The organism is Solibacillus sp. FSL H8-0523 (genome assembly GCF_038051985.1).
Lineage (GTDB): Bacteria > Bacillota > Bacilli > Bacillales_A > Planococcaceae > Solibacillus.
In genome coordinates, this window is record NZ_CP150291.1 from 40,333 (window position 1) to 59,672 (window position 19,340).

A 19,340-nucleotide genomic window follows, 5' to 3' on the forward strand; every position below is an offset into this window, starting at 1 on the left:
AAAAAATTATTGGGACATTTCGTTGCTTTTTATTGATACGCTTAGTATACTAATACTTGCCGTGCTAGATGGGGAGGTAGCGGTGCCCTGTAACTTGCAATCCGCTCTAGCAAGATTGAATTCCTTTTCTGAGGCTGTCCGTATTGTTTGGTCTGCCTTCTGCACGTAGTGTTGACGGTTGGGTCCTGCGCAATGGGCACCCATGAACCATGTCAGGTCCGGAAGGAAGCAGCATTAAGTGGTCCCGCTCATGTGCCGCGGGGTAGCCTAACCAGAGCTGTCGACAGGAGTAACGCTTATGTGCGGCAGTCGAAGAAAGGTGCACGGCATGAATTTGCCAAGCTACACGCATTCACTAAATTAGTGGATGCGTTTTTTCTTTTTTGAGAGTGATTTCGCCTGATTTTAATCGTGGCGAAATCACTCTTTTTAATTTGTGCTTGTCCGTTTTATTCAAAGAGTTTCATATTACTTTATGCTATACTGATGGTATGAATTTTTAACGAAGGGAGAGGGAATATTGACATATCAAGCGTTTTATCGTGTTTATCGTCCACAGTCATTTCGTGAAATGTCGGGGCAAACACATGTAAAGAGAACCCTTCAAAATGCCCTCCTTGCTAGCAAAACTACGCATGCTTATTTATTCTCTGGCCCACGCGGTACCGGGAAAACGAGTACAGCGAAAATTTTTGCTAAAGCACTAAACTGCGAAAATGCCCCAGCGAAAGAACCGTGTAATGAATGCACGACATGCTTAAGCATTACTGAGGGCTCACATACAGATGTTATCGAATTTGACGCGGCATCAAATTCACGTGTAGAAGAAATGCGTGATATTATTGAAAAAGTTCGCTTCGCACCAGCTGATGCACGCTTTAAAGTGTATATTATCGATGAGGTGCATATGCTTTCTACAAGCGCCTTTAACGCGCTATTAAAAACGTTAGAGGAGCCACCTGAGCACGCGGTGTTCATTTTAGCAACAACCGAGCCACATAAGCTCCCAGCAACGATTATTTCGCGCTGCCAACGTTTTGATTTTAAACGACTTTCTTCTATAGATATTGTCGAACGTATGAAGGTCGTTTTAGAAGATATTAGCATGGGTTATGACGAGCAAGCATTAAAAGCGATCGCGCAAGCTTCCGCAGGCGGTATGCGTGATGCGTTAAGCTTACTTGATCAAGTTGTATCATTTAGTAACGAATCGGTGCAACTAGAAGATGTCCTACTTGTTACAGGCTCAGTCAGTCAAGATGCCTTTTATGACATTGCTATCTCACTTCAGCAAAAGGGAGTGGCACAAGTATTAAGTCGTGTAGAGGGATTGATTTCGGATGGGAAGGAACCCCTGCGCTTAGCGGAGGATTTTATTACATTTTTCCGTGACTTACTCCTATTAAAAACGGATGGTACGTTAGAGGACTTATTAGAGTTTATTTCACCAGAAGAAAAGTTTTTACAGTTAGCGCAAGACTTTGATGCCGATACATTATACGGATTTATCGATATTTTGGCGAAAACGCAACAAGAAATGCGCTTTTCACATCACACGAAAATTTATTTAGAAACCGCGTTATTAAAAATGGCGCAGTATAAAGCGAGCCCAAGCGCGGGTGTAGCAATGGATCCTGCATTAGAAGGAAAAGTCGCTTCACTTGAAAACCGTCTAGGCCAGCTTTCGCAACAACTTCAAAATGGCGGTGGTGTCACACAAGTAAAAGAACAGCCTCGCCAGCGCGTACGTCCACAAGGCAATCAATACAATGCACCAACTGGTCGTATTCAAGAAGTATTAAAAACCGCAACAAAAACGGATTTACAAAAAATCAAATCAACTTGGGCGCTTGGCTTATCAAGCTTACAAAAGTCACAATCTGCGTTACTTGCAGATGCAGAACCTGTAGCGGCAAATGCGAGTGCTTTTGTGGTAAAATTCAAGTATGATATACATTGTCAAATGGTAGCAGATAACAATGCGCTTGTCGCGTCATTTACAGGGCGTATCGCTTCAGAAGCAGGTGTGCAGTATGAACTGCTCTGCATTCCAGAAAAAGCGTGGGGAACCTTGCGTGAAAACTTCATTCGCGAAAACGGCCTAGATCATAAAAATCCAACACAAAATGCTCCGGCAGATGGATTAGTAGAAGAGCCTGCATTTTTGGATGAAGCACAAGTTTTAGCGATGCAAGATCCACTCGTGGTAGAGGCTGAAAAGCGATTTGGAAAAGACTTTGTTGATGTTGTCGAAGAATAATTACACATTTTAAGGAGGAATTTTAATATGCGTGGTATGGGTAATATGCAAGGCATGATGAAAAAAATGCAAAAAATGCAAAAAGAGATGGTTGAAGCACAAGATGCTTTAAACGCTCAACAATTTGAAGGTACTGCTGGTGGCGGTATGGTGAAAGTTGTTATGAATGGCCAACGTCAAATGTTAGAAATCAACTTAGATGAATCTGTAGTAGATCCAGAAGATATCGAAATGTTACAAGACTTAGTCGTAATCGCAACAAACGAAGCGCTTAAAAAAGTTGAAGAAACAACAAATGCAACGATGGGCAAATTCACACAAGGAATGAACCTTCCTTTCTAATTTGAATCATGTAACAACCAACGCACATCTCAAAACTTTGGGATGTGCCTTTTTAAAGGAGGGAATACGATGCACTATCCAGAGCCAATATCAAGATTGATCGATAGCTTTATGAAATTACCGGGTATCGGGCCAAAAACGGCAGCTCGCTTAGCTTTCCACGTATTAACGATGAAGGAAGATACGGTGACAACATTCGCAAAAGCACTAGTTGATGCAAAGCGTAACTTAATGTACTGCTCACAATGTGGTCACATTACGGATATTGATCCATGTCATATTTGTTCAGACAAACAGCGTGATGTCTCAACAATTTGTGTAGTCCAAGATCCAAAAGATGTCATTGCAATGGAGAAAATGCGTGATTACCATGGTTTATATCATGTACTGCACGGTGCGATTTCACCAATGGACGGTGTAGGTCCTGAAGACATCAATGTTGCTTCATTACTAGGGCGCTTGCATGATGAGCGTGTCCAAGAATTGATTTTAGCAACAAACCCGACGATTGAAGGGGAAGCAACGGCTATGTATATATCACGTCTCGTGAAACCATCTGGCATTCGCACGACACGTATTGCACACGGTTTACCAGTGGGCGGGGACTTAGAATACGCAGACGAAGTAACGCTGTCAAAAGCATTAGAAGGCCGTCGCGAATTATAATCAGGAGGCTACATGATGTTTTTTTCACGTAAAGGAAAACTCAAAAAAGAATTCGATGAAAAATTAGTTTCTTCTATTAAAGAGACAAAAGAAACTTTACAAAGTGCGAAAGTAATTGAAGGATTAACGGACGATTACAGTTTAGAACTTATTGCTGAACGAAAAAAAGCCGAAAGCATTCATTTTTACTTATATAAAGAAGCACGTATACGCCGTGTGTTAATTAAATAAACGGTTGTAGAAATAAGAAACAATGAAGCCGCATAAGCTACCAGTAAAAAAGGATGGTGTTATGCAATACATAGTCATCGCTATGGGTTTTATTTTCTTATTTCTTTTTTTATTGAATAAAAAGACGCGCGGTATTGTTTTTGAATATTTAGCGTGGTTTTGGTTTAAATTTGCAGTAGTGATTATTCTTTTATTTGCGATCAATGCAATCTTTAGTTTTGTGAAGTGGGGGTTTCACATCCCGATTAATTTGTTTTCTATCGCTACAATCACGATTTTGGGGCTACCAGGTATGATTTGTATAAGTTTTTTAATGATAATGAAAAAAATTTAACAAAAATGCTTGCGGTAATAAATAATACATGGTATATTATTTTAAGTCGCAAGCGCGACAAACACTATCGAAAAAATCATTAAAATAAAGTGTTGACATAACATTTTAAAAATGATAAGATATAAAAGTTGTCACAAACGACAACGACATGAACCTTGAAAACTGAACAAGCAACGTTAATGAAAAACAAGTTTCTTAAATGAAACAAACAATAGATTACAACTTTAATTAGTTGGATCGCTAGCAAAGCAAATGAGCTTTCAAACTAACTATTATGGAGAGTTTGATCCTGGCTCAGGACGAACGCTGGCGGCGTGCCTAATACATGCAAGTCGAGCGAATGATTAGAGAAGCTTGCTTCTCTCTGATTTAGCGGCGGACGGGTGAGTAACACGTGGGTAACCTACCCTATAGACTGGGATAACTTCGGGAAACCGGAGCTAATACCGGATAATACTTCGAAACACATGTTTTGAAGTTGAAAGATGGTTTCGGCTATCACTATAGGATGGACCCGCGGCGCATTAGCTAGTTGGTGAGGTAACGGCTCACCAAGGCAACGATGCGTAGCCGACCTGAGAGGGTGATCGGCCACACTGGGACTGAGACACGGCCCAGACTCCTACGGGAGGCAGCAGTAGGGAATCTTCCACAATGGACGAAAGTCTGATGGAGCAACGCCGCGTGAGTGAAGAAGGATTTCGGTTCGTAAAACTCTGTTGCAAGGGAAGAACAAGTAGCGTAGTAACTGGCGCTACCTTGACGGTACCTTGTTAGAAAGCCACGGCTAACTACGTGCCAGCAGCCGCGGTAATACGTAGGTGGCAAGCGTTGTCCGGAATTATTGGGCGTAAAGCGCGCGCAGGTGGTTCCTTAAGTCTGATGTGAAAGCCCCCGGCTCAACCGGGGAGGGTCATTGGAAACTGGGGAACTTGAGTGCAGAAGAGGATAGTGGAATTCCAAGTGTAGCGGTGAAATGCGTAGAGATTTGGAGGAACACCAGTGGCGAAGGCGACTATCTGGTCTGTAACTGACACTGAGGCGCGAAAGCGTGGGGAGCAAACAGGATTAGATACCCTGGTAGTCCACGCCGTAAACGATGAGTGCTAAGTGTTGGGGGGTTTCCGCCCCTCAGTGCTGCAGCTAACGCATTAAGCACTCCGCCTGGGGAGTACGGTCGCAAGACTGAAACTCAAAGGAATTGACGGGGGCCCGCACAAGCGGTGGAGCATGTGGTTTAATTCGAAGCAACGCGAAGAACCTTACCAGGTCTTGACATCCCATTGACCACTGTAGAGATACAGTTTTCCCTTCGGGGACAACGGTGACAGGTGGTGCATGGTTGTCGTCAGCTCGTGTCGTGAGATGTTGGGTTAAGTCCCGCAACGAGCGCAACCCTTGTTCTTAGTTGCCATCATTTAGTTGGGCACTCTAAGGAGACTGCCGGTGATAAACCGGAGGAAGGTGGGGATGACGTCAAATCATCATGCCCCTTATGACCTGGGCTACACACGTGCTACAATGGACGATACAAACGGTTGCCAACCCGCGAGGGGGAGCTAATCCGATAAAATCGTTCTCAGTTCGGATTGTAGGCTGCAACTCGCCTACATGAAGCCGGAATCGCTAGTAATCGTGGATCAGCATGCCACGGTGAATACGTTCCCGGGCCTTGTACACACCGCCCGTCACACCACGAGAGTTTGTAACACCCGAAGTCGGTGAGGTAACCTTTATGGAGCCAGCCGCCGAAGGTGGGATAGATGATTGGGGTGAAGTCGTAACAAGGTAGCCGTATCGGAAGGTGCGGCTGGATCACCTCCTTTCTAAGGATTATTTCGGAAATCTTTCCATGGGAAAGATACTCATTAACGTTTGCTGTTCAGTTTTGAAGGTTCATTCTTAATTGAATGAGATACTTCAAAACATTGTTCTTTGAAAACTGGATAAAACGACATTGATAAGTAATAAACAAACAATAGATCAAGAAATTGGTCGTGCAATATCCTTAAAATCTTAAATCTTCTGATTTAAGTTTAACTTTTGGTTAAGTTAATAAGGGCGCACGGTGGATGCCTTGGCACTAGGAGTCGATGAAGGACGGCACTAACACCGATATGCCTCGGGGAGCTGTAAGTAAGCTTTGATCCGGGGATTTCCGAATGGGGGAACCCACTATCTTTAATCGGATAGTACACTCACGTGAATTCATAGCGTGTTTGAGACAGACGCAGGGAACTGAAACATCTAAGTACCTGCAGGAACAGAAAGAAAATTCGATTCCCTGAGTAGCGGCGAGCGAAACGGGAAGAGCCCAAACCAAAGAGCTTGCTCTTTGGGGTTGTAGGACACTCAATACGGAGTTACAAAAGAATGATTTAGGCGAAGCGACTTGGAAAGGTCCGCAAAATAAGGTAAAAGCCCTGTAGCCCAAAAGTTATTCCCTCCTGAGTGGATCCTGAGTACGGCGGAACACGTGAAATTCCGTCGGAATCCGGGAGGACCATCTCCCAAGGCTAAATACTACCTAGTGACCGATAGTGAACCAGTACCGTGAGGGAAAGGTGAAAAGCACCCCGGAAGGGGAGTGAAATAGATCCTGAAACCGTGTGCCTACAAGTAGTTAGAGCCCGTTAATGGGTGATAGCGTGCCTTTTGTAGAATGAACCGGCGAGTTACGATTACGTGCGAGGTTAAGTTGAGAAGACGGAGCCGCAGCGAAAGCGAGTCTGAATAGGGCGAATTAGTACGTGGTCGTAGACCCGAAACCAGGTGATCTACCCATGTCCAGGGTGAAGGTGAGGTAACACTTACTGGAGGCCCGAACCCACGCACGTTGAAAAGTGCGGGGATGAGGTGTGGGTAGCGGAGAAATTCCAATCGAACCTGGAGATAGCTGGTTCTCTCCGAAATAGCTTTAGGGCTAGCCTCGTGATTGAGAATACTGGAGGTAGAGCACTGTTTGGACTAGGGGGGCATCTCGCTTTACCGAATTCAGACAAACTCCGAATGCCAGATATTTATACACGGGAGTCAGACTGCGAGTGATAAGATCCGTAGTCAAGAGGGAAACAGCCCAGACCACCAGCTAAGGTCCCAAAGTAATCGTTAAGTGGAAAAGGATGTGGCGTTGCTTAGACAACCAGGATGTTGGCTTAGAAGCAGCCATCATTTAAAGAGTGCGTAATAGCTCACTGGTCGAGTGACGCTGCGCCGAAAATGTATCGGGGCTAAACGATTCACCGAAGCTGTGGATGCATCCGTATGGATGCGTGGTAGGAGAGCGTTCTAAGGGCGTTGAAGTCAGACCGGAAGGACTGGTGGAGCGCTTAGAAGTGAGAATGCCGGTATGAGTAGCGAAAGACGGGTGAGAATCCCGTCCACCGTATGACTAAGGTTTCCTGAGGAAGGCTCGTCCGCTCAGGGTTAGTCGGGACCTAAGCCGAGGCCGATAGGCGTAGGCGATGGACAACAGGTTGATATTCCTGTACCACCTCCTCACCGTTTGAGAAATGGGGGGACGCAGTAGGATAGGGTAAGCACGCCGTTGGTTGCGCGTGTTCAAGCAGTAAGGTGTGTATGTAGGCAAATCCGCATACTTTAACATTGAGCTGTGATGACGAGTCCGTATGGACGAAGTTCCTGATTTCACACTGCCAAGAAAAGCCTCTATCGAGGTGAGAGGTGCCCGTACCGCAAACCGACACAGGTAGTCGAGGAGAGAATCCTAAGGTGTGCGAGAGAACTCTCGTTAAGGAACTCGGCAAAATGACCCCGTAACTTCGGGAGAAGGGGTGCTCTGTTAGCGTGCAAGCGTGAGAGAGCCGCAGTGAATAGGCCCAGGCGACTGTTTAGCAAAAACACAGGTCTCTGCAAAACCGTAAGGTGACGTATAGGGGCTGACGCCTGCCCGGTGCTGGAAGGTTAAGAGGAGTGGTTAGCGCAAGCGAAGCTGCGAATTGAAGCCCCAGTAAACGGCGGCCGTAACTATAACGGTCCTAAGGTAGCGAAATTCCTTGTCGGGTAAGTTCCGACCCGCACGAAAGGCGTAACGATCTGGGCACTGTCTCAACGAGAGACTCGGTGAAATTATAGTACCTGTGAAGATGCAGGTTACCCGCGACAGGACGGAAAGACCCCGTGGAGCTTTACTGTAGCCTGATATTGAATTTTGGTACAACTTGTACAGGATAGGTAGGAGCCAGAGATCCCGGAGCGCCAGCTTCGGAGGAGGCGTCAGTGGGATACTACCCTGGTTGTATTGAACTTCTAACCCATGCCCCTTAGCGGGGTAGGAGACAGTGTCAGGCGGACAGTTTGACTGGGGCGGTCGCCTCCTAAAGAGTAACGGAGGCGCCCAAAGGTTCCCTCAGAATGGTTGGAAATCATTCGTAGAGTGTAAAGGCATAAGGGAGCTTGACTGCGAGACCTACAAGTCGAGCAGGGTCGAAAGACGGGCTTAGTGATCCGGTGGTTCCGCATGGAAGGGCCATCGCTCAACGGATAAAAGCTACCCCGGGGATAACAGGCTTATCTCCCCCAAGAGTCCACATCGACGGGGAGGTTTGGCACCTCGATGTCGGCTCATCGCATCCTGGGGCTGTAGTCGGTCCCAAGGGTTGGGCTGTTCGCCCATTAAAGCGGTACGCGAGCTGGGTTCAGAACGTCGTGAGACAGTTCGGTCCCTATCCGTCGTGGGCGTAGGAAATTTGAGAGGAGCTGTCCTTAGTACGAGAGGACCGGGATGGACACACCGCTGGTGTACCAGTTGTTCTGCCAAGAGCATCGCTGGGTAGCTATGTGTGGACGGGATAAGTGCTGAAAGCATCTAAGCATGAAGCCCCCCTCAAGATGAGATTTCCCATTACGCAAGTAAGTAAGACCCCTGAAAGACGATCAGGTAGATAGGTTCGAGGTGGAAGCGCAGTGATGTGTGGAGCTGACGAATACTAATCGGTCGAGGACTTAACCACAATTTATGAACATCAATGAAACGTTTATCCAGTTTTGAAAGAATAATTCTTTCAAATAATCTAGTGATGATGGCAAAGAGGTCACACCTGTTCCCATACCGAACACAGAAGTTAAGCTCTTTAGCGCCGATGGTAGTTGGGGGTTTCCCCCTGTGAGAGTAGGACGTCGCTAGGTAATCGTAAAACCACTGAGAAATCAGTGGTTTTTTTGTGTTCTTTTTTAATTTTATGAAAGAATAAGCTTAAGTTGTGCGCTCAGGGATGGTTAAATTTGAAATTGAAGGTACGGAGTGAAGATGGACTTGTATTTGACTAGTCTTTTTTTGATATACATGGATTATCTATAGTCTAAAAAATGGTGACATCTTATAATAGAAGTACAATCACAAAGAGGTGAGGCAAATGAAAAATGATCGACCAATCGTTCAAGCATTAAAAAAGTTTGTAGCAAACGAACCATTATCCCTTCATGTGCCCGGTCATAAAAATGGTCTACTTTCACAATTACCAACTGATATAAAGCGCGCGTTGATCTACGATGTGACAGAATTAACAGGTCTTGATGATTTCCATCACCCGGAAGAGGTGATTTTAGAAGCGGAGCAGCTGTTAGCCAAAACGTACGGTGCGAATCGTAGTTTCTTCCTAGTAAATGGCTCTACGGTGGGGAACTTAGCAATGATTTATGCTACATGTAAGCAAGGTGATACGGTACTTGTACAGCGTAACGCGCATAAATCAATTTTTCATGCCTTGCAGCTTGTTGGGGTAAAGCCTGTCTATATTGCACCCAAATGGCATGAACAAAGTGAGACAGCAGGCTGTATTGAACTAGCAACTTTAAAACAAGCAGTAGCACGTTATTCGCACGCAAAGGCAGCCATTTTTACATATCCATCATATTACGGTGTGACGGCACAAGACTTTCAACAGCAAATTGCCATTTGTCATGAGGCAAATATTCCGGTACTCGTCGACGAAGCTCACGGCGCGCATTTAACGGTGACTGAGCAGCTCCCAGCATCTGCGTTAGATTTGGGCGCAGATGTTGTTGTACAATCGGCACATAAAACATTACCAGCAATGACGATGGCTTCGTTTATGCATGTAAAATCACAGCGTGTAAGTGCGGATATGCTGAATCATTATTTGCGTATGCTACAATCAAGTAGCCCGTCGTATTTATTACTCGCGTCACTCGATGATGCGCGTGATTATGTGGCGAATTATACAGAGAGTGATTTTGTCTATTTAATGGATAAACGTAAACAGTTTATCGAATCATTAACTGCATCGACACAGCTACAAGTTGTTGAGGTAGATGACAATCTAAAATTATTAGTCCGGGCTCCAGGCTATACGGGCTTTGAATTAAAGGGTGCACTTGAAAAGATGCATGTTTATGTGGAATTAGCAGATGCCAAACAAGTGTTATTGATTTTACCGCTCTTAAAGCACGGAGACAGTTATCCGTTTGCTGATTTACGTATTCGTATGAAAGAAGCAATGATTCATTTAAAGGATCAACCAAGTAAAGAGCTTGAGCAACGTACGAATTTTGAAATGATGTCAATCACAACACCAGAATATTCGTTTGCTGAAATAGAAGCTGCAACTAAAGAATGGGTGCCCTATATGCGCGCGATCGGTCGCGTTGCCGCATCAACAATTATTCCATATCCTCCAGGAATTCCATTATTTGTACCTGGCGAGAAAATTACAGTGGCAAAGTTAAGTCAGCTAGAAGAACTATTAGCAATCGGGGCAACCTTCCAAGGCGAGCACCGATTACTTGAAAAATTAATATATGTCATAAAATAAATGCTAGGAGAATAAATATATGCAAAGAAGTTTTTTTATAACGTTTGAAGGCGGCGAGGGTGCTGGTAAAACGAGTGTGTTAAAGGCCATTGGTGAACGTCTGCAAGAAAAACAGCAAAACATCCTATTAACACGTGAGCCAGGAGGGATTGAAATTGCTGAAAAAATCCGTTCGGTCATTTTAGATCCAGCTCATACAGAAATGCATGAGCGTACGGAGGCACTCCTTTACGCAGCAGCACGTTCACAACACTTTTATGAAAAGGTGCTACCGGCACTCGAAAACGGACAACATGTGTTATGTGACCGCTTTATTGACTCCTCGTTAGCCTACCAGGGACATGCTCGGGGGATTGGCATTGATGATGTGTTAGCAATCAATGAATTTGCAATCGGTAAGCGTATGCCGGATGTAACGATTTTCTTTGATATTACACCGGAAAAAGGGTTAGCGCGTATTCAAGCAACACGTGCTGATGAAATTAACCGTTTAGATATTGAAGGGTTAGCATTCCACAAAAAAGTGTATGAAGGCTATGAAATCGTCATGAATCGTTATCCAGAGCGTTTTAAAGTAGTGAATGCAGATCAGTCATTAGAGCAAGTGATTGAAGAGGTCTGGATGATTTTAAATCCAATATTAGGGTAAAAGTAAATGAAGTGTTGCTTTTATTTATGATATAATAGAGGCACCAATTCAATGAAGGGGTGAGTACGGATGAAGTTAGTAGTAGCTGTAGTGCAAGACCAAGATAGCAACCGTCTATCGACTGCATTAACGAAAAACAACTATCGTGCGACGAAATTAGCGAGTACAGGTGGTTTTTTACGATCTGGAAATACGACATTTTTAATTGGTACGGATGATTCTTTAATCCCAAAATTATTAGAAATTATTCGTGAAAACTGTCGATCACGCGAGCAAATGGTTGCTCCTGTGTCGCCAATGGGAGGAAACGCCGATTCCTACATCCCGTACCCTGTGGAAGTTGAAGTTGGAGGAGCAATTGTCTTTGTTTTACCAATCGAACAATTCCATCATTTTTAATTTCTTTCGTACAGAAAGAAATTAAGTCTTTAGCGAGTGAAACAATTACGCGGAGATAGATTTGATTTTTGGAGGCGAGAGGTAAATGAAAATTAATCAAGATCTCCGTATGAATTTAAATACGAATACGAGTATACGTCAAAACAACCAAGCGAACAATCGCTTCGGTGATATGGTCGTCAAACAAGGTTCGAAAATGCAAACGGAGCAATTAACGAGATTATTGGGTGATATTTCAGCGGCAGGTGATCGCGTCGCACGTTCGCGTAACTTACGCGAATTAGCACGCTTTAAAATGCTTGTGAAGCGCTTTTTACAAGAGGCTGTTGATTATGGTCTTGAAATGAAGCAATCCCATACATGGAATCGTTTTGGTGAAGGACGACGCTTAAAAATTGTCGAAACAATTGATGAGCATTTAGTCGAACTAGCCGAAGATTTACTAAATGAAGAAAAAGAGTCTATTGAATTGTTAGCCAAAATTGGTGAGATTAAGGGACTTTTAATTAATCTGTATATGTAAAATGCGCCCGTGTCTTTGTTGTGCACTAGACACGGGCTTTTTTCTAGCAGAGAATATTGTTTGAATTGTACATAGTACTTTTTAAATATTTAGCAAGAAAAGGTGAAGAAAGTGACACGAACAATAGAACAGCTAACGAAGCTACAGCCTGTAGTAATGAAGCAGCTACAAACGATTACCTTCAAAAATCGATTAGCGCATGCCTATATTTTTGAAGGCGAAAAAGGCACGGGTAAACGCGATGTTGTCTCATTTTTTATGAAACTTCTCCTTTGTGAAAATTTGTCAAAAAATGTTCCATGTGAAACATGTCGAAATTGCAGAAGAATTGATTCGGGAAATCATCCTAATATTAAGCAAATCGAGCCAGACGGACAATTTATTAAAATTGACCAAGTGCGCGATTTAGTTGCGGAATTGAAGATGACGGGTGTCGAAGAAGGCAAGAAAATTTATGTGTTGCATCATGCAGACAAATTAAATGCCTCTTCAGCGAATATGCTGTTAAAGTTTTTAGAAGAGCCAGATGGACAAGTTGTAGCGATTTTATTAACAGAGCAAATTCAGTCGATTTTGCCAACAATTCGCTCGCGCTGCCAGCAAATCAAATTTGCAAAAGCACCGCGCGAAGCATTAATTGAAGATCTTATAAATCAAGAGGTTAGTGCTTCGATGGCAGCAACATTAAGCATGGTAACGAATGATATAGATACAGCGCTAGAGCTTGCAACAGATGAGCAGTTTTTACTTGCAAGAAAAACAGTGTTAAAATTAGTAGAGATTGTTCATCAAAATGTTCATGAAGCATTATTATTTGTACATGACGAATGGCTGCCTCTTTTTAAAGAAAAAGAGGAGATGGAACAGGCACTCGATTTGTTATTGTTTGCGTATCGTGATATGGTAGCGATTAAAGCAAACCAAAATTCGACGTGCACGTATCCTGATATGTATCAACGCTTTAATGACATTGGGCTGACGTTAACGTACGATAAATTATCACGTCAAATGCAATCAATATTGCAAGCGCGTGCGAATTTAAACCGTAATATGAATCGTACGTTGTTGATGGAACAGCTAATGCTGAATCTTCAGGAGGGGTATACATTTGTATAATGTAGTCGGAGTTCGCTTTAAAAAAGCGGGTAAAATATATTATTTTGATCCAGCGGCTTATATTTTAGAAGTTGGAGAATATGTCATCGTAGAAACTGCACGCGGAATTGAATATGGCAAAGTAGTTGTGCCAATGCGTCAAGTCGGAGAAAATGACGTTGTTTTACCATTAAAGCAAGTTGTTCGCCCTGCCGATGAGCGCGATCGTTTTCAAGTAGAAGAAAATGCAATTGAGTCGAAACGTGCATTTGAATTAGCAAGTACAAAAATTATCGAGCATTCGTTGGACATGAAACTTGTCGACGTTGAATATACATTTGATCGTAATAAAATTATCTTCTATTTTACAGCAGAAGGACGTGTCGATTTCCGTGAGCTTGTAAAAGATTTAGCGAGTGTATTCCGCACACGTATCGAACTGCGTCAAATTGGCGTACGTGACGAAGCGAAGTTACTTGGCGGTATTGGTCCTTGTGGCAGAATGCTCTGCTGTTCGACATTTTTAGGGGATTTTGATCCGGTATCGATTAAAATGGCGAAGGACCAAAACTTATCACTAAATCCTACGAAAATTTCAGGTTTATGTGGCCGTTTAATGTGCTGCTTAAAATATGAAAACGATGATTACGAAATCGCCAAAGAAGGTATGCCAGATGTTGGCGAAAAGACAATGACACCAGAAGGCGAAGGAAAAGTTGTCGGATTAAATGTATTAGAACGAGTAATTCAAGTATATTTAACGAAGCATGAGCGTATGGTTGAATATACGCTTGAAGAGTTATTAGAATGTGAGAAAAATCTTATATAGATAGAAATTAATGGGGTGGCTTGCGTGAAGGACCGTAATTTTTTGGATACTGTTATGGAGTTCGAACAACAGCTTGAGTCAATGCAGCAACAGTTCAATGCTTTAAAGCAATTTGTTGCGCATATGATGGAGGAGCATCAGACGCTTCAAACAGAAAACCTCCACCTGCGTACACGTTTAGAAGAGCTATTAGCAAAAGAAGTAACTGTGGATCCACGAAAGACGGAGCAGAAAAAAGAGCCCGTAGATATTGGTGAAGGCTACGATAATTTAGCAAGGCTTTATAACGAAGGCTTCCACGTATGTCATGTACATTTTGGCGGCTCACGTAAAGGTGAAGATTGTTTGTTCTGTCTATCATTTTTAAATAAACAAAATGGTTAAACGAAGGGGGTGTCCGAGAAGTATTTCTGGGACACCTCCTTTGCGCCGAGGATAGGGCAATGCATTTGCAGAATGGTTACTTCTAAATGGCACCTTTTGCAGTTGATTAATAAATTGGGGGACGTCCCCTTTTTAATAGTAGATTTATTTTGGAGGATATAAAAGTGGAACTATTAAAAGATGATGAGCGCTTAGATTATTTACTTGCGGAAAACTTACGTATTATTCAAAGCCCATCCGTTTTTTCCTTTTCATTAGATGCCGTGTTATTAGCACGCTTTGTACAAATCCCAAAAAGTAAAGGTCATATTATCGATCTTTGCTCAGGGAATGGCGTGATTCCGCTATTTTTAAGCGCACGAACAAAAGCAAAAATTACGGGTGTTGAATTACAGCCACGCTTACATGATATGGCGACGCGTAGTATTGCCTATAATAAGCTAGAGGCGCAAATTGATATGCAGTTAGGCGATGTAAATGATGCTCCAAAGACATTGGGCATTGAAAAATACGATGCGGTAACATGTAATCCACCGTATTTTTTAGCGAATGAATTAAGCGAACAAAATGCCAATGAGCATTATGCAATAGCGCGTCATGAAATTCATTTAACATTAGAGCAAGCCATCGAAGCGTCGAGTCGTTTACTCAAACAAGGTGGTAAGGCGGCGTTTGTACATCGTCCTGGTCGTTTGCTTGATATTGTAACCGCGATGCGCGCAAACCGCCTCGAGCCGAAGCGCATTCAATTTGTTCATCCGAAGCGAGGAAAAGAAGCAAATACGCTGCTGATCGAAGCGATTAAAGATGGCAAACCGGATTTAAAAATTTTACCGCCGCTCTATGTGTATGAGGATAATAACGAATACACAAAAGAAGTGAGGGCGTTATTATATGGAGAACAGCAGTAAGCATTATTTTTATGTGCTAGAATGCAGGGACACAACTCTATACGCAGGCTATACGAATGATTTAGACAAGCGTATCGCTGTGCATAATGCGGGTAAGGGTGCGAAGTATACAAGAGCACGCGGCCCAGTAAAATGCGTGTACTATGAAATATTCGATACGAAGCAGCAGGCTATGTCGGCAGAATATGCATTTAAACAATTAACACGAAAAAAAAAGTTCGAATATATGAGGAGGGCGCATGATGAAATCACAGAAAAGTAGCCAGCATGAACACGGTAGTTGCCTTTATTTAGTCGCAACGCCGATTGGCAATTTAGAAGACATGACGATGCGAGCACTACGCATTTTAAAAGAAGTTGATGTTATCGCAGCAGAAGATACGCGTAATACGAAAAAGCTATGTAATTATTTTGAGATTCAAACACCACTTATTAGCTATCATGAGCATAATTTAGAAGTAGGCGGCGAGAAATTATTAGCCTATTTACGTGAAGGGAAGTCTGTAGCGCTAGTAAGTGACGCCGGTTTACCGTGTATTTCTGATCCAGGCGCGGACATTGCAGCAAAAGCTATTGCAGAAGATTTTGCAGTTGTACCGATTCCGGGTGCAAACGCAGCATTAACAGCATTGATTGCATCAGGCATTACACCGCAGCCATTTTATTTCTTCGGTTTTTTAAACCGTAATAAAAAGGAGCGTCGTGAGCAGCTTGAAAAATTAAGTAAACGTGAAGAAACACTTTTATTTTATGAGGCACCGCACCGCATTAAAGACACATTAAAAGATTTACAGCTCGTATTAGGCAATCGCCGAATTACATTAGCGCGTGAACTAACAAAGAAATTTGAAGAATTTTTACGTGGTTCAATCGATGAAGCGATTAGTTGGGCAAACGAAAACGAAATTCGTGGTGAGTTTTGTGTCGTTGTCGAGGGGAATACGTCAGGGGAAGTTGAAGAAGAAGACAACTACTGGACAGAGATGACTCTGGAAGAGCATGTAAATTATTTAATAGAAGAAACTGAGATTTCATCAAAAGAAGCAATCAAGGAAGTTGCGAAATTACGCAATTTACCGAAGCGTGATGTGTATCAAGCTTATCATCAATTATAAAGTAGAAAAGTGTAAAGCGCCGGTAGACTGGCATTTTAGCCTAGATATAAAGAAAAAGCGTTGAAAAGTCAAAATCCTTTTCAACGCTTTTTTAATTTAGTACAATAGTACTTAAGTGTGTTAAATAAAGGAAAGAATAGTTCTCCAGATACTAGACCTTCTATTAAATTACAGCATTATTTTTTTAAGTTTGATTGAATCTCTTTTACTAATGTTTCTGCACCTTCAGCAGATAAAATTAATTTACCGCCTACTAAACGCATATTGTCGTCAGAAACTTCACCAGTTACTGCACAAGTCATATTAGGCATATATTTTTTTAAGATGATTTTGTCGTCATCTACATAAATTTCTAACGCGTCTTTTTCTGCAATACCTAATGTGCGGCGTAATTCGATTGGAATAACTACGCGTCCTAATTCGTCTACTTTACGTACGATACCTGTTGATTTCATATTAATATTTCCTCCTATATTTTAAATGTTGTTTAAATTCGTCAAAATTCGACATAAATTCCTCGTCTAAAAAGAATCATACCAACTAATGACATAAACGTCAATTAATTAGCATTAGAATTCCCTTTAATTTAGAAAGAAATTTGTTATATTTGCACTTTATGGTATTGATTTTAAAGATTTTTATCATAAATAATAATTTGTGGGCTTTAAGTTTCAGATAATTCCCAAAACTTTGCAACGATTTTTCGACAAATATTATTTACAATAAACTTTGATTGAAACAAATTTCGTACTTCGTTAGAATAAAGATTATACTTTAGCAAGTAAATGGAGGCTACATTCGTGAACGAACAACAAACATTCTATATAACTACCCCGATTTACTACCCAAGTGGTAAGTTCCACATTGGTACAGCGTATACAACGGTTGCGACAGATGCGATCGCTCGTTATAAGCGCTTAAAAGGTTTTGACGTACGTTTCCTAACAGGGATGGATGAGCACGGTCAAAAAATTCAAGAAAAAGCACAAGAGTCAAACATGCATCCACAAGATTACGTAAACGAAATTGCAGACAGTGCAAAAAAATTATGGGCTACTATGGATATTTCCTATAATGATTTTATTCAAACTACCCAAAAGCGTCATATTGACTCTGTAGAGAAAATTTTCCAAAAGTTTTTAGACAATGGCGACATTTATAAAGGCGAATATGAGGGCCTTTATTGTGTACCGTGTGAATCTTACTATACTGAGACGCAATTAATGGATGGAAAGTGCCCAGATTGTGGTCGAAAAGTACAAACTGTAAAAGAAGAGTCATACTTCTTTAATATGAAGAAATATGCGAATCGATTACTGGAATATTATGAAAATAATTTAGAATTTATTGAACCAGAATCGCGCAAAAATGAAATGATCAACAATTTCATTAAACCAGGCTTAGAAGACCTATCTGTTTCCCGTACTTCTTTCGACTGGGGGATTAAAGTACCTGGTGATGCGAAGCACGTTATTTACGTGTGGGTAGATGCATTATCAAACTATATTACGTCTTTAGGCTATGGTTCAGATAATGAAGAGCTATTTAATAAGTACTGGCCAGCAGATGTGCATGTAGTAGGAAAAGACATTGTGCGCTTCCATACAATTTATTGGCCAATTTTCTTAATGGCATTAGATTTACCATTACCGAAGAAAATATTCGCACACGGCTTTATTATGATGAAGGATGGCAAAATGTCGAAATCAAAAGGCAATGTTGTCTATCCGGAAATGTTAATCGAGCGTTACGGCTTAGATGCAACACGTTACTTCTTATTACGTGAGCTACCATTTGGCCAAGATGGCGTATTCTCGCCAGAGTCATTTGTAGAGCGTACAAACTTTGATTTAGCGAATGATTTAGGGAATCTTTTAAATCGTACTGTATCGATGATGAACAAGTATTTTGATGGGGTCATTCCAACAGAAAACTTACAAGCGACTGAGTTTGATGCAACATTAAAAGAACACGCAGAAAATGTACGTGTTAAATATGAAGAAAGCATGGAAAAAATGCAATTTAGCGTTGTATTAGGAGAGCTTTGGTCATTAATCTCACGTACAAACAAATACATCGACGAAACAGCTCCGTGGGTATTGGCAAAAGACGAAGCAGATAAGCCAAAATTAGCAGCAGTAATGAACTATTTAGCGGAAAGCTTACGCCAAATTGCGGTGATGAGCCAACCATTTATGACGAACGTACCGAAGCAAATTTTCGAGCAATTAGGTCTTGATGAGAAATTATTAGCATGGGACACAATTGAAACATTCGGCAATGTTATCCCACAAAACATTAAAGTGGCAGAAAAAGGAACGCCGATTTTCCCACGTTTAGACGTAGAAGTAGAAGTGGAATACATTCGTGAGCAAATGAAAGGCTCAGTGAAAACGGTTCAAGAAGAAGCACCTGCAGTGGAAGCACCGCAAACAGAAGAAATTACAATTGATGATTTTATGAAAGTAGATTTACGTGTAGCGACTGTTTTAGCTTGCGAACCAGTAGCGAAAGCGAAAAAGCTTTTAAAATTACAAGTCGACCTTGGTTATGAAACGCGCCAAGTCGTATCAGGCATTGCAGAGCATTACAAGCCGGAAGAATTAATCGGTAAAAAAGTAATTGTTGTCGCAAACTTAAAGCCCGTAACATTGCGCGGTGAGCTTTCACAAGGGATGATTTTAGCAGGATCGCATGATGGTGTCTTAACATTAGCAGCGGTTGATCAGAAACTTGCGAACGGCGCACAAGTAAAATAATTTTTGGGAGTCTGTTGAACACAATTGTTCGACAGACTTTTCATTATTC

At 42.0% G+C, this 19,340-nt stretch carries 17 protein-coding genes, 3 rRNA genes and 1 other RNA gene; 20 read left to right on the top strand and 1 reads right to left on the bottom strand.

Annotation, left to right across the window (positions count from 1 at the left end; genetic code table 11):
* Positions 1-59: 59 nt before the first annotated feature.
* The 19 genes from ffs (at position 60) to rsmI (ending at position 16,532) form a co-directional block, all read left to right on the top strand.
* Positions 60-327, top strand: an RNA gene (gene ffs / locus NSQ62_RS00155) — signal recognition particle sRNA large type.
* 193 nt (positions 328-520) lie between these two features.
* Positions 521-2,260 (top strand): DNA polymerase III subunit gamma/tau, encoded by a 1,740-nt coding sequence (gene dnaX, locus NSQ62_RS00160; protein ID WP_341321956.1) that lies wholly within the window; start codon positions 521-523, stop codon positions 2,258-2,260.
* A gap of 27 nt (positions 2,261-2,287) precedes the next feature.
* A complete protein-coding gene (locus NSQ62_RS00165; RefSeq protein ID WP_341321957.1) occupies positions 2,288-2,602 on the top strand; it encodes a YbaB/EbfC family nucleoid-associated protein in 315 nt (104 codons plus the stop codon).
* Positions 2,603-2,671: 69 nt separating this feature from the next.
* Positions 2,672-3,268, top strand: coding sequence for a recombination mediator RecR (gene recR, locus NSQ62_RS00170; RefSeq protein ID WP_341321958.1), 597 nt, complete (start codon positions 2,672-2,674; stop codon positions 3,266-3,268).
* A gap of 15 nt (positions 3,269-3,283) precedes the next feature.
* Positions 3,284-3,499, top strand: a complete 216-nt coding sequence (locus NSQ62_RS00175) for a YaaL family protein (RefSeq protein WP_341323855.1) — start codon at positions 3,284-3,286, stop codon at positions 3,497-3,499.
* A gap of 82 nt (positions 3,500-3,581) precedes the next feature.
* Positions 3,582-3,833, top strand: a complete 252-nt coding sequence (locus NSQ62_RS00180; protein ID WP_341323856.1) for a pro-sigmaK processing inhibitor BofA family protein — start codon at positions 3,582-3,584, stop codon at positions 3,831-3,833.
* A 271-nt stretch (positions 3,834-4,104) separates the two neighbouring features.
* A 16S ribosomal RNA gene (locus NSQ62_RS00185) occupies positions 4,105-5,659 on the top strand.
* A gap of 219 nt (positions 5,660-5,878) precedes the next feature.
* Positions 5,879-8,806: ribosomal RNA gene (locus NSQ62_RS00190) — 23S ribosomal RNA — on the top strand.
* Between the two features lie 59 nt (positions 8,807-8,865).
* Positions 8,866-8,981, top strand: a 5S ribosomal RNA gene (gene rrf, locus NSQ62_RS00195).
* Together the 16S, 23S and 5S rRNA genes form the textbook arrangement of a ribosomal RNA operon.
* Positions 8,982-9,208: 227 nt before the next feature.
* Positions 9,209-10,627: an aminotransferase class I/II-fold pyridoxal phosphate-dependent enzyme gene (locus tag NSQ62_RS00200; RefSeq protein ID WP_341321959.1), complete on the top strand. Its 1,419-nt coding sequence runs from the start codon at positions 9,209-9,211 to the stop codon at positions 10,625-10,627.
* A gap of 19 nt (positions 10,628-10,646) precedes the next feature.
* Positions 10,647-11,276: a dTMP kinase gene (gene tmk / locus NSQ62_RS00205; RefSeq protein WP_341321960.1), complete on the top strand. Its 630-nt coding sequence runs from the start codon at positions 10,647-10,649 to the stop codon at positions 11,274-11,276.
* Positions 11,277-11,345: 69 nt separating this feature from the next.
* Positions 11,346-11,675, top strand: coding sequence for a cyclic-di-AMP receptor (locus tag NSQ62_RS00210; protein ID WP_341321961.1), 330 nt, complete (start codon positions 11,346-11,348; stop codon positions 11,673-11,675).
* An 85-nt stretch (positions 11,676-11,760) separates the two neighbouring features.
* On the top strand, positions 11,761-12,198 hold the full coding sequence (locus tag NSQ62_RS00215) for a YaaR family protein (RefSeq protein ID WP_341321962.1): 438 nt from the start codon (positions 11,761-11,763) through the stop codon (positions 12,196-12,198).
* A 111-nt stretch (positions 12,199-12,309) separates the two neighbouring features.
* A complete protein-coding gene (gene holB / locus NSQ62_RS00220) occupies positions 12,310-13,314 on the top strand; it encodes a DNA polymerase III subunit delta' (RefSeq protein ID WP_341321963.1) in 1,005 nt (334 codons plus the stop codon).
* Positions 13,307-14,122 (top strand): stage 0 sporulation family protein, encoded by an 816-nt coding sequence (locus NSQ62_RS00225; protein ID WP_341321964.1) that lies wholly within the window; start codon positions 13,307-13,309, stop codon positions 14,120-14,122. The genes holB and NSQ62_RS00225 overlap by 8 nt, the downstream gene beginning before the upstream one ends.
* A 24-nt stretch (positions 14,123-14,146) precedes the next feature.
* Entirely contained in the window at positions 14,147-14,506 is a 360-nt protein-coding gene (gene yabA / locus NSQ62_RS00230) for a DNA replication initiation control protein YabA (RefSeq protein ID WP_341321965.1), read from the top strand.
* 164 nt (positions 14,507-14,670) lie between these two features.
* The gene (locus NSQ62_RS00235; RefSeq protein WP_341321966.1) at positions 14,671-15,417 is read left to right on the top strand and encodes a tRNA1(Val) (adenine(37)-N6)-methyltransferase; all 747 of its coding nucleotides are present in this window, start codon (positions 14,671-14,673) and stop codon (positions 15,415-15,417) included.
* A complete protein-coding gene (locus NSQ62_RS00240) occupies positions 15,401-15,679 on the top strand; it encodes a GIY-YIG nuclease family protein (protein ID WP_341321967.1) in 279 nt (92 codons plus the stop codon). Before NSQ62_RS00235 ends, NSQ62_RS00240 begins: the two co-directional genes overlap by 17 nt.
* Positions 15,660-16,532, top strand: coding sequence for a 16S rRNA (cytidine(1402)-2'-O)-methyltransferase (gene rsmI / locus NSQ62_RS00245; RefSeq protein ID WP_341323857.1), 873 nt, complete (start codon positions 15,660-15,662; stop codon positions 16,530-16,532). The genes NSQ62_RS00240 and rsmI overlap by 20 nt, the downstream gene beginning before the upstream one ends.
* 176 nt (positions 16,533-16,708) lie before the next feature.
* On the opposite strand, the gene NSQ62_RS00250 is transcribed toward rsmI, so the two are convergent.
* Positions 16,709-16,993: an AbrB/MazE/SpoVT family DNA-binding domain-containing protein gene (locus NSQ62_RS00250; protein ID WP_341323858.1), complete on the bottom strand. Its 285-nt coding sequence runs from the start codon at positions 16,991-16,993 to the stop codon at positions 16,709-16,711.
* A 324-nt stretch (positions 16,994-17,317) separates the two neighbouring features.
* Here NSQ62_RS00250 and metG point away from each other — a divergent pair, with 324 nt between their 5' ends.
* On the top strand, positions 17,318-19,291 hold the full coding sequence (metG, locus tag NSQ62_RS00255; protein WP_341321968.1) for a methionine--tRNA ligase: 1,974 nt from the start codon (positions 17,318-17,320) through the stop codon (positions 19,289-19,291).
* Positions 19,292-19,340 lie beyond the last annotated feature (49 nt).

Coding starts and splice junctions, on each gene's coding strand:
- NSQ62_RS00200 (WP_341321959.1), top strand. CDS start 9,209: ATGAAAAATGATCGACCAATCGTTCAAGCATTAAAAAAGTTTGTAGCA.
- NSQ62_RS00165 (WP_341321957.1), top strand. CDS start 2,288: ATGCGTGGTATGGGTAATATGCAAGGCATGATGAAAAAAATGCAAAAA.
- rsmI (WP_341323857.1), top strand. CDS start 15,660: ATGAAATCACAGAAAAGTAGCCAGCATGAACACGGTAGTTGCCTTTAT.
- NSQ62_RS00210 (WP_341321961.1), top strand. CDS start 11,346: ATGAAGTTAGTAGTAGCTGTAGTGCAAGACCAAGATAGCAACCGTCTA.
- metG (WP_341321968.1), top strand. CDS start 17,318: ATGGAGGCTACATTCGTGAACGAACAACAAACATTCTATATAACTACC.
- NSQ62_RS00215 (WP_341321962.1), top strand. CDS start 11,761: ATGAAAATTAATCAAGATCTCCGTATGAATTTAAATACGAATACGAGT.
- tmk (WP_341321960.1), top strand. CDS start 10,647: ATGCAAAGAAGTTTTTTTATAACGTTTGAAGGCGGCGAGGGTGCTGGT.
- NSQ62_RS00180 (WP_341323856.1), top strand. CDS start 3,582: ATGGGTTTTATTTTCTTATTTCTTTTTTTATTGAATAAAAAGACGCGC.
- NSQ62_RS00240 (WP_341321967.1), top strand. CDS start 15,401: ATGGAGAACAGCAGTAAGCATTATTTTTATGTGCTAGAATGCAGGGAC.
- recR (WP_341321958.1), top strand. CDS start 2,672: ATGCACTATCCAGAGCCAATATCAAGATTGATCGATAGCTTTATGAAA.
- NSQ62_RS00175 (WP_341323855.1), top strand. CDS start 3,284: ATGTTTTTTTCACGTAAAGGAAAACTCAAAAAAGAATTCGATGAAAAA.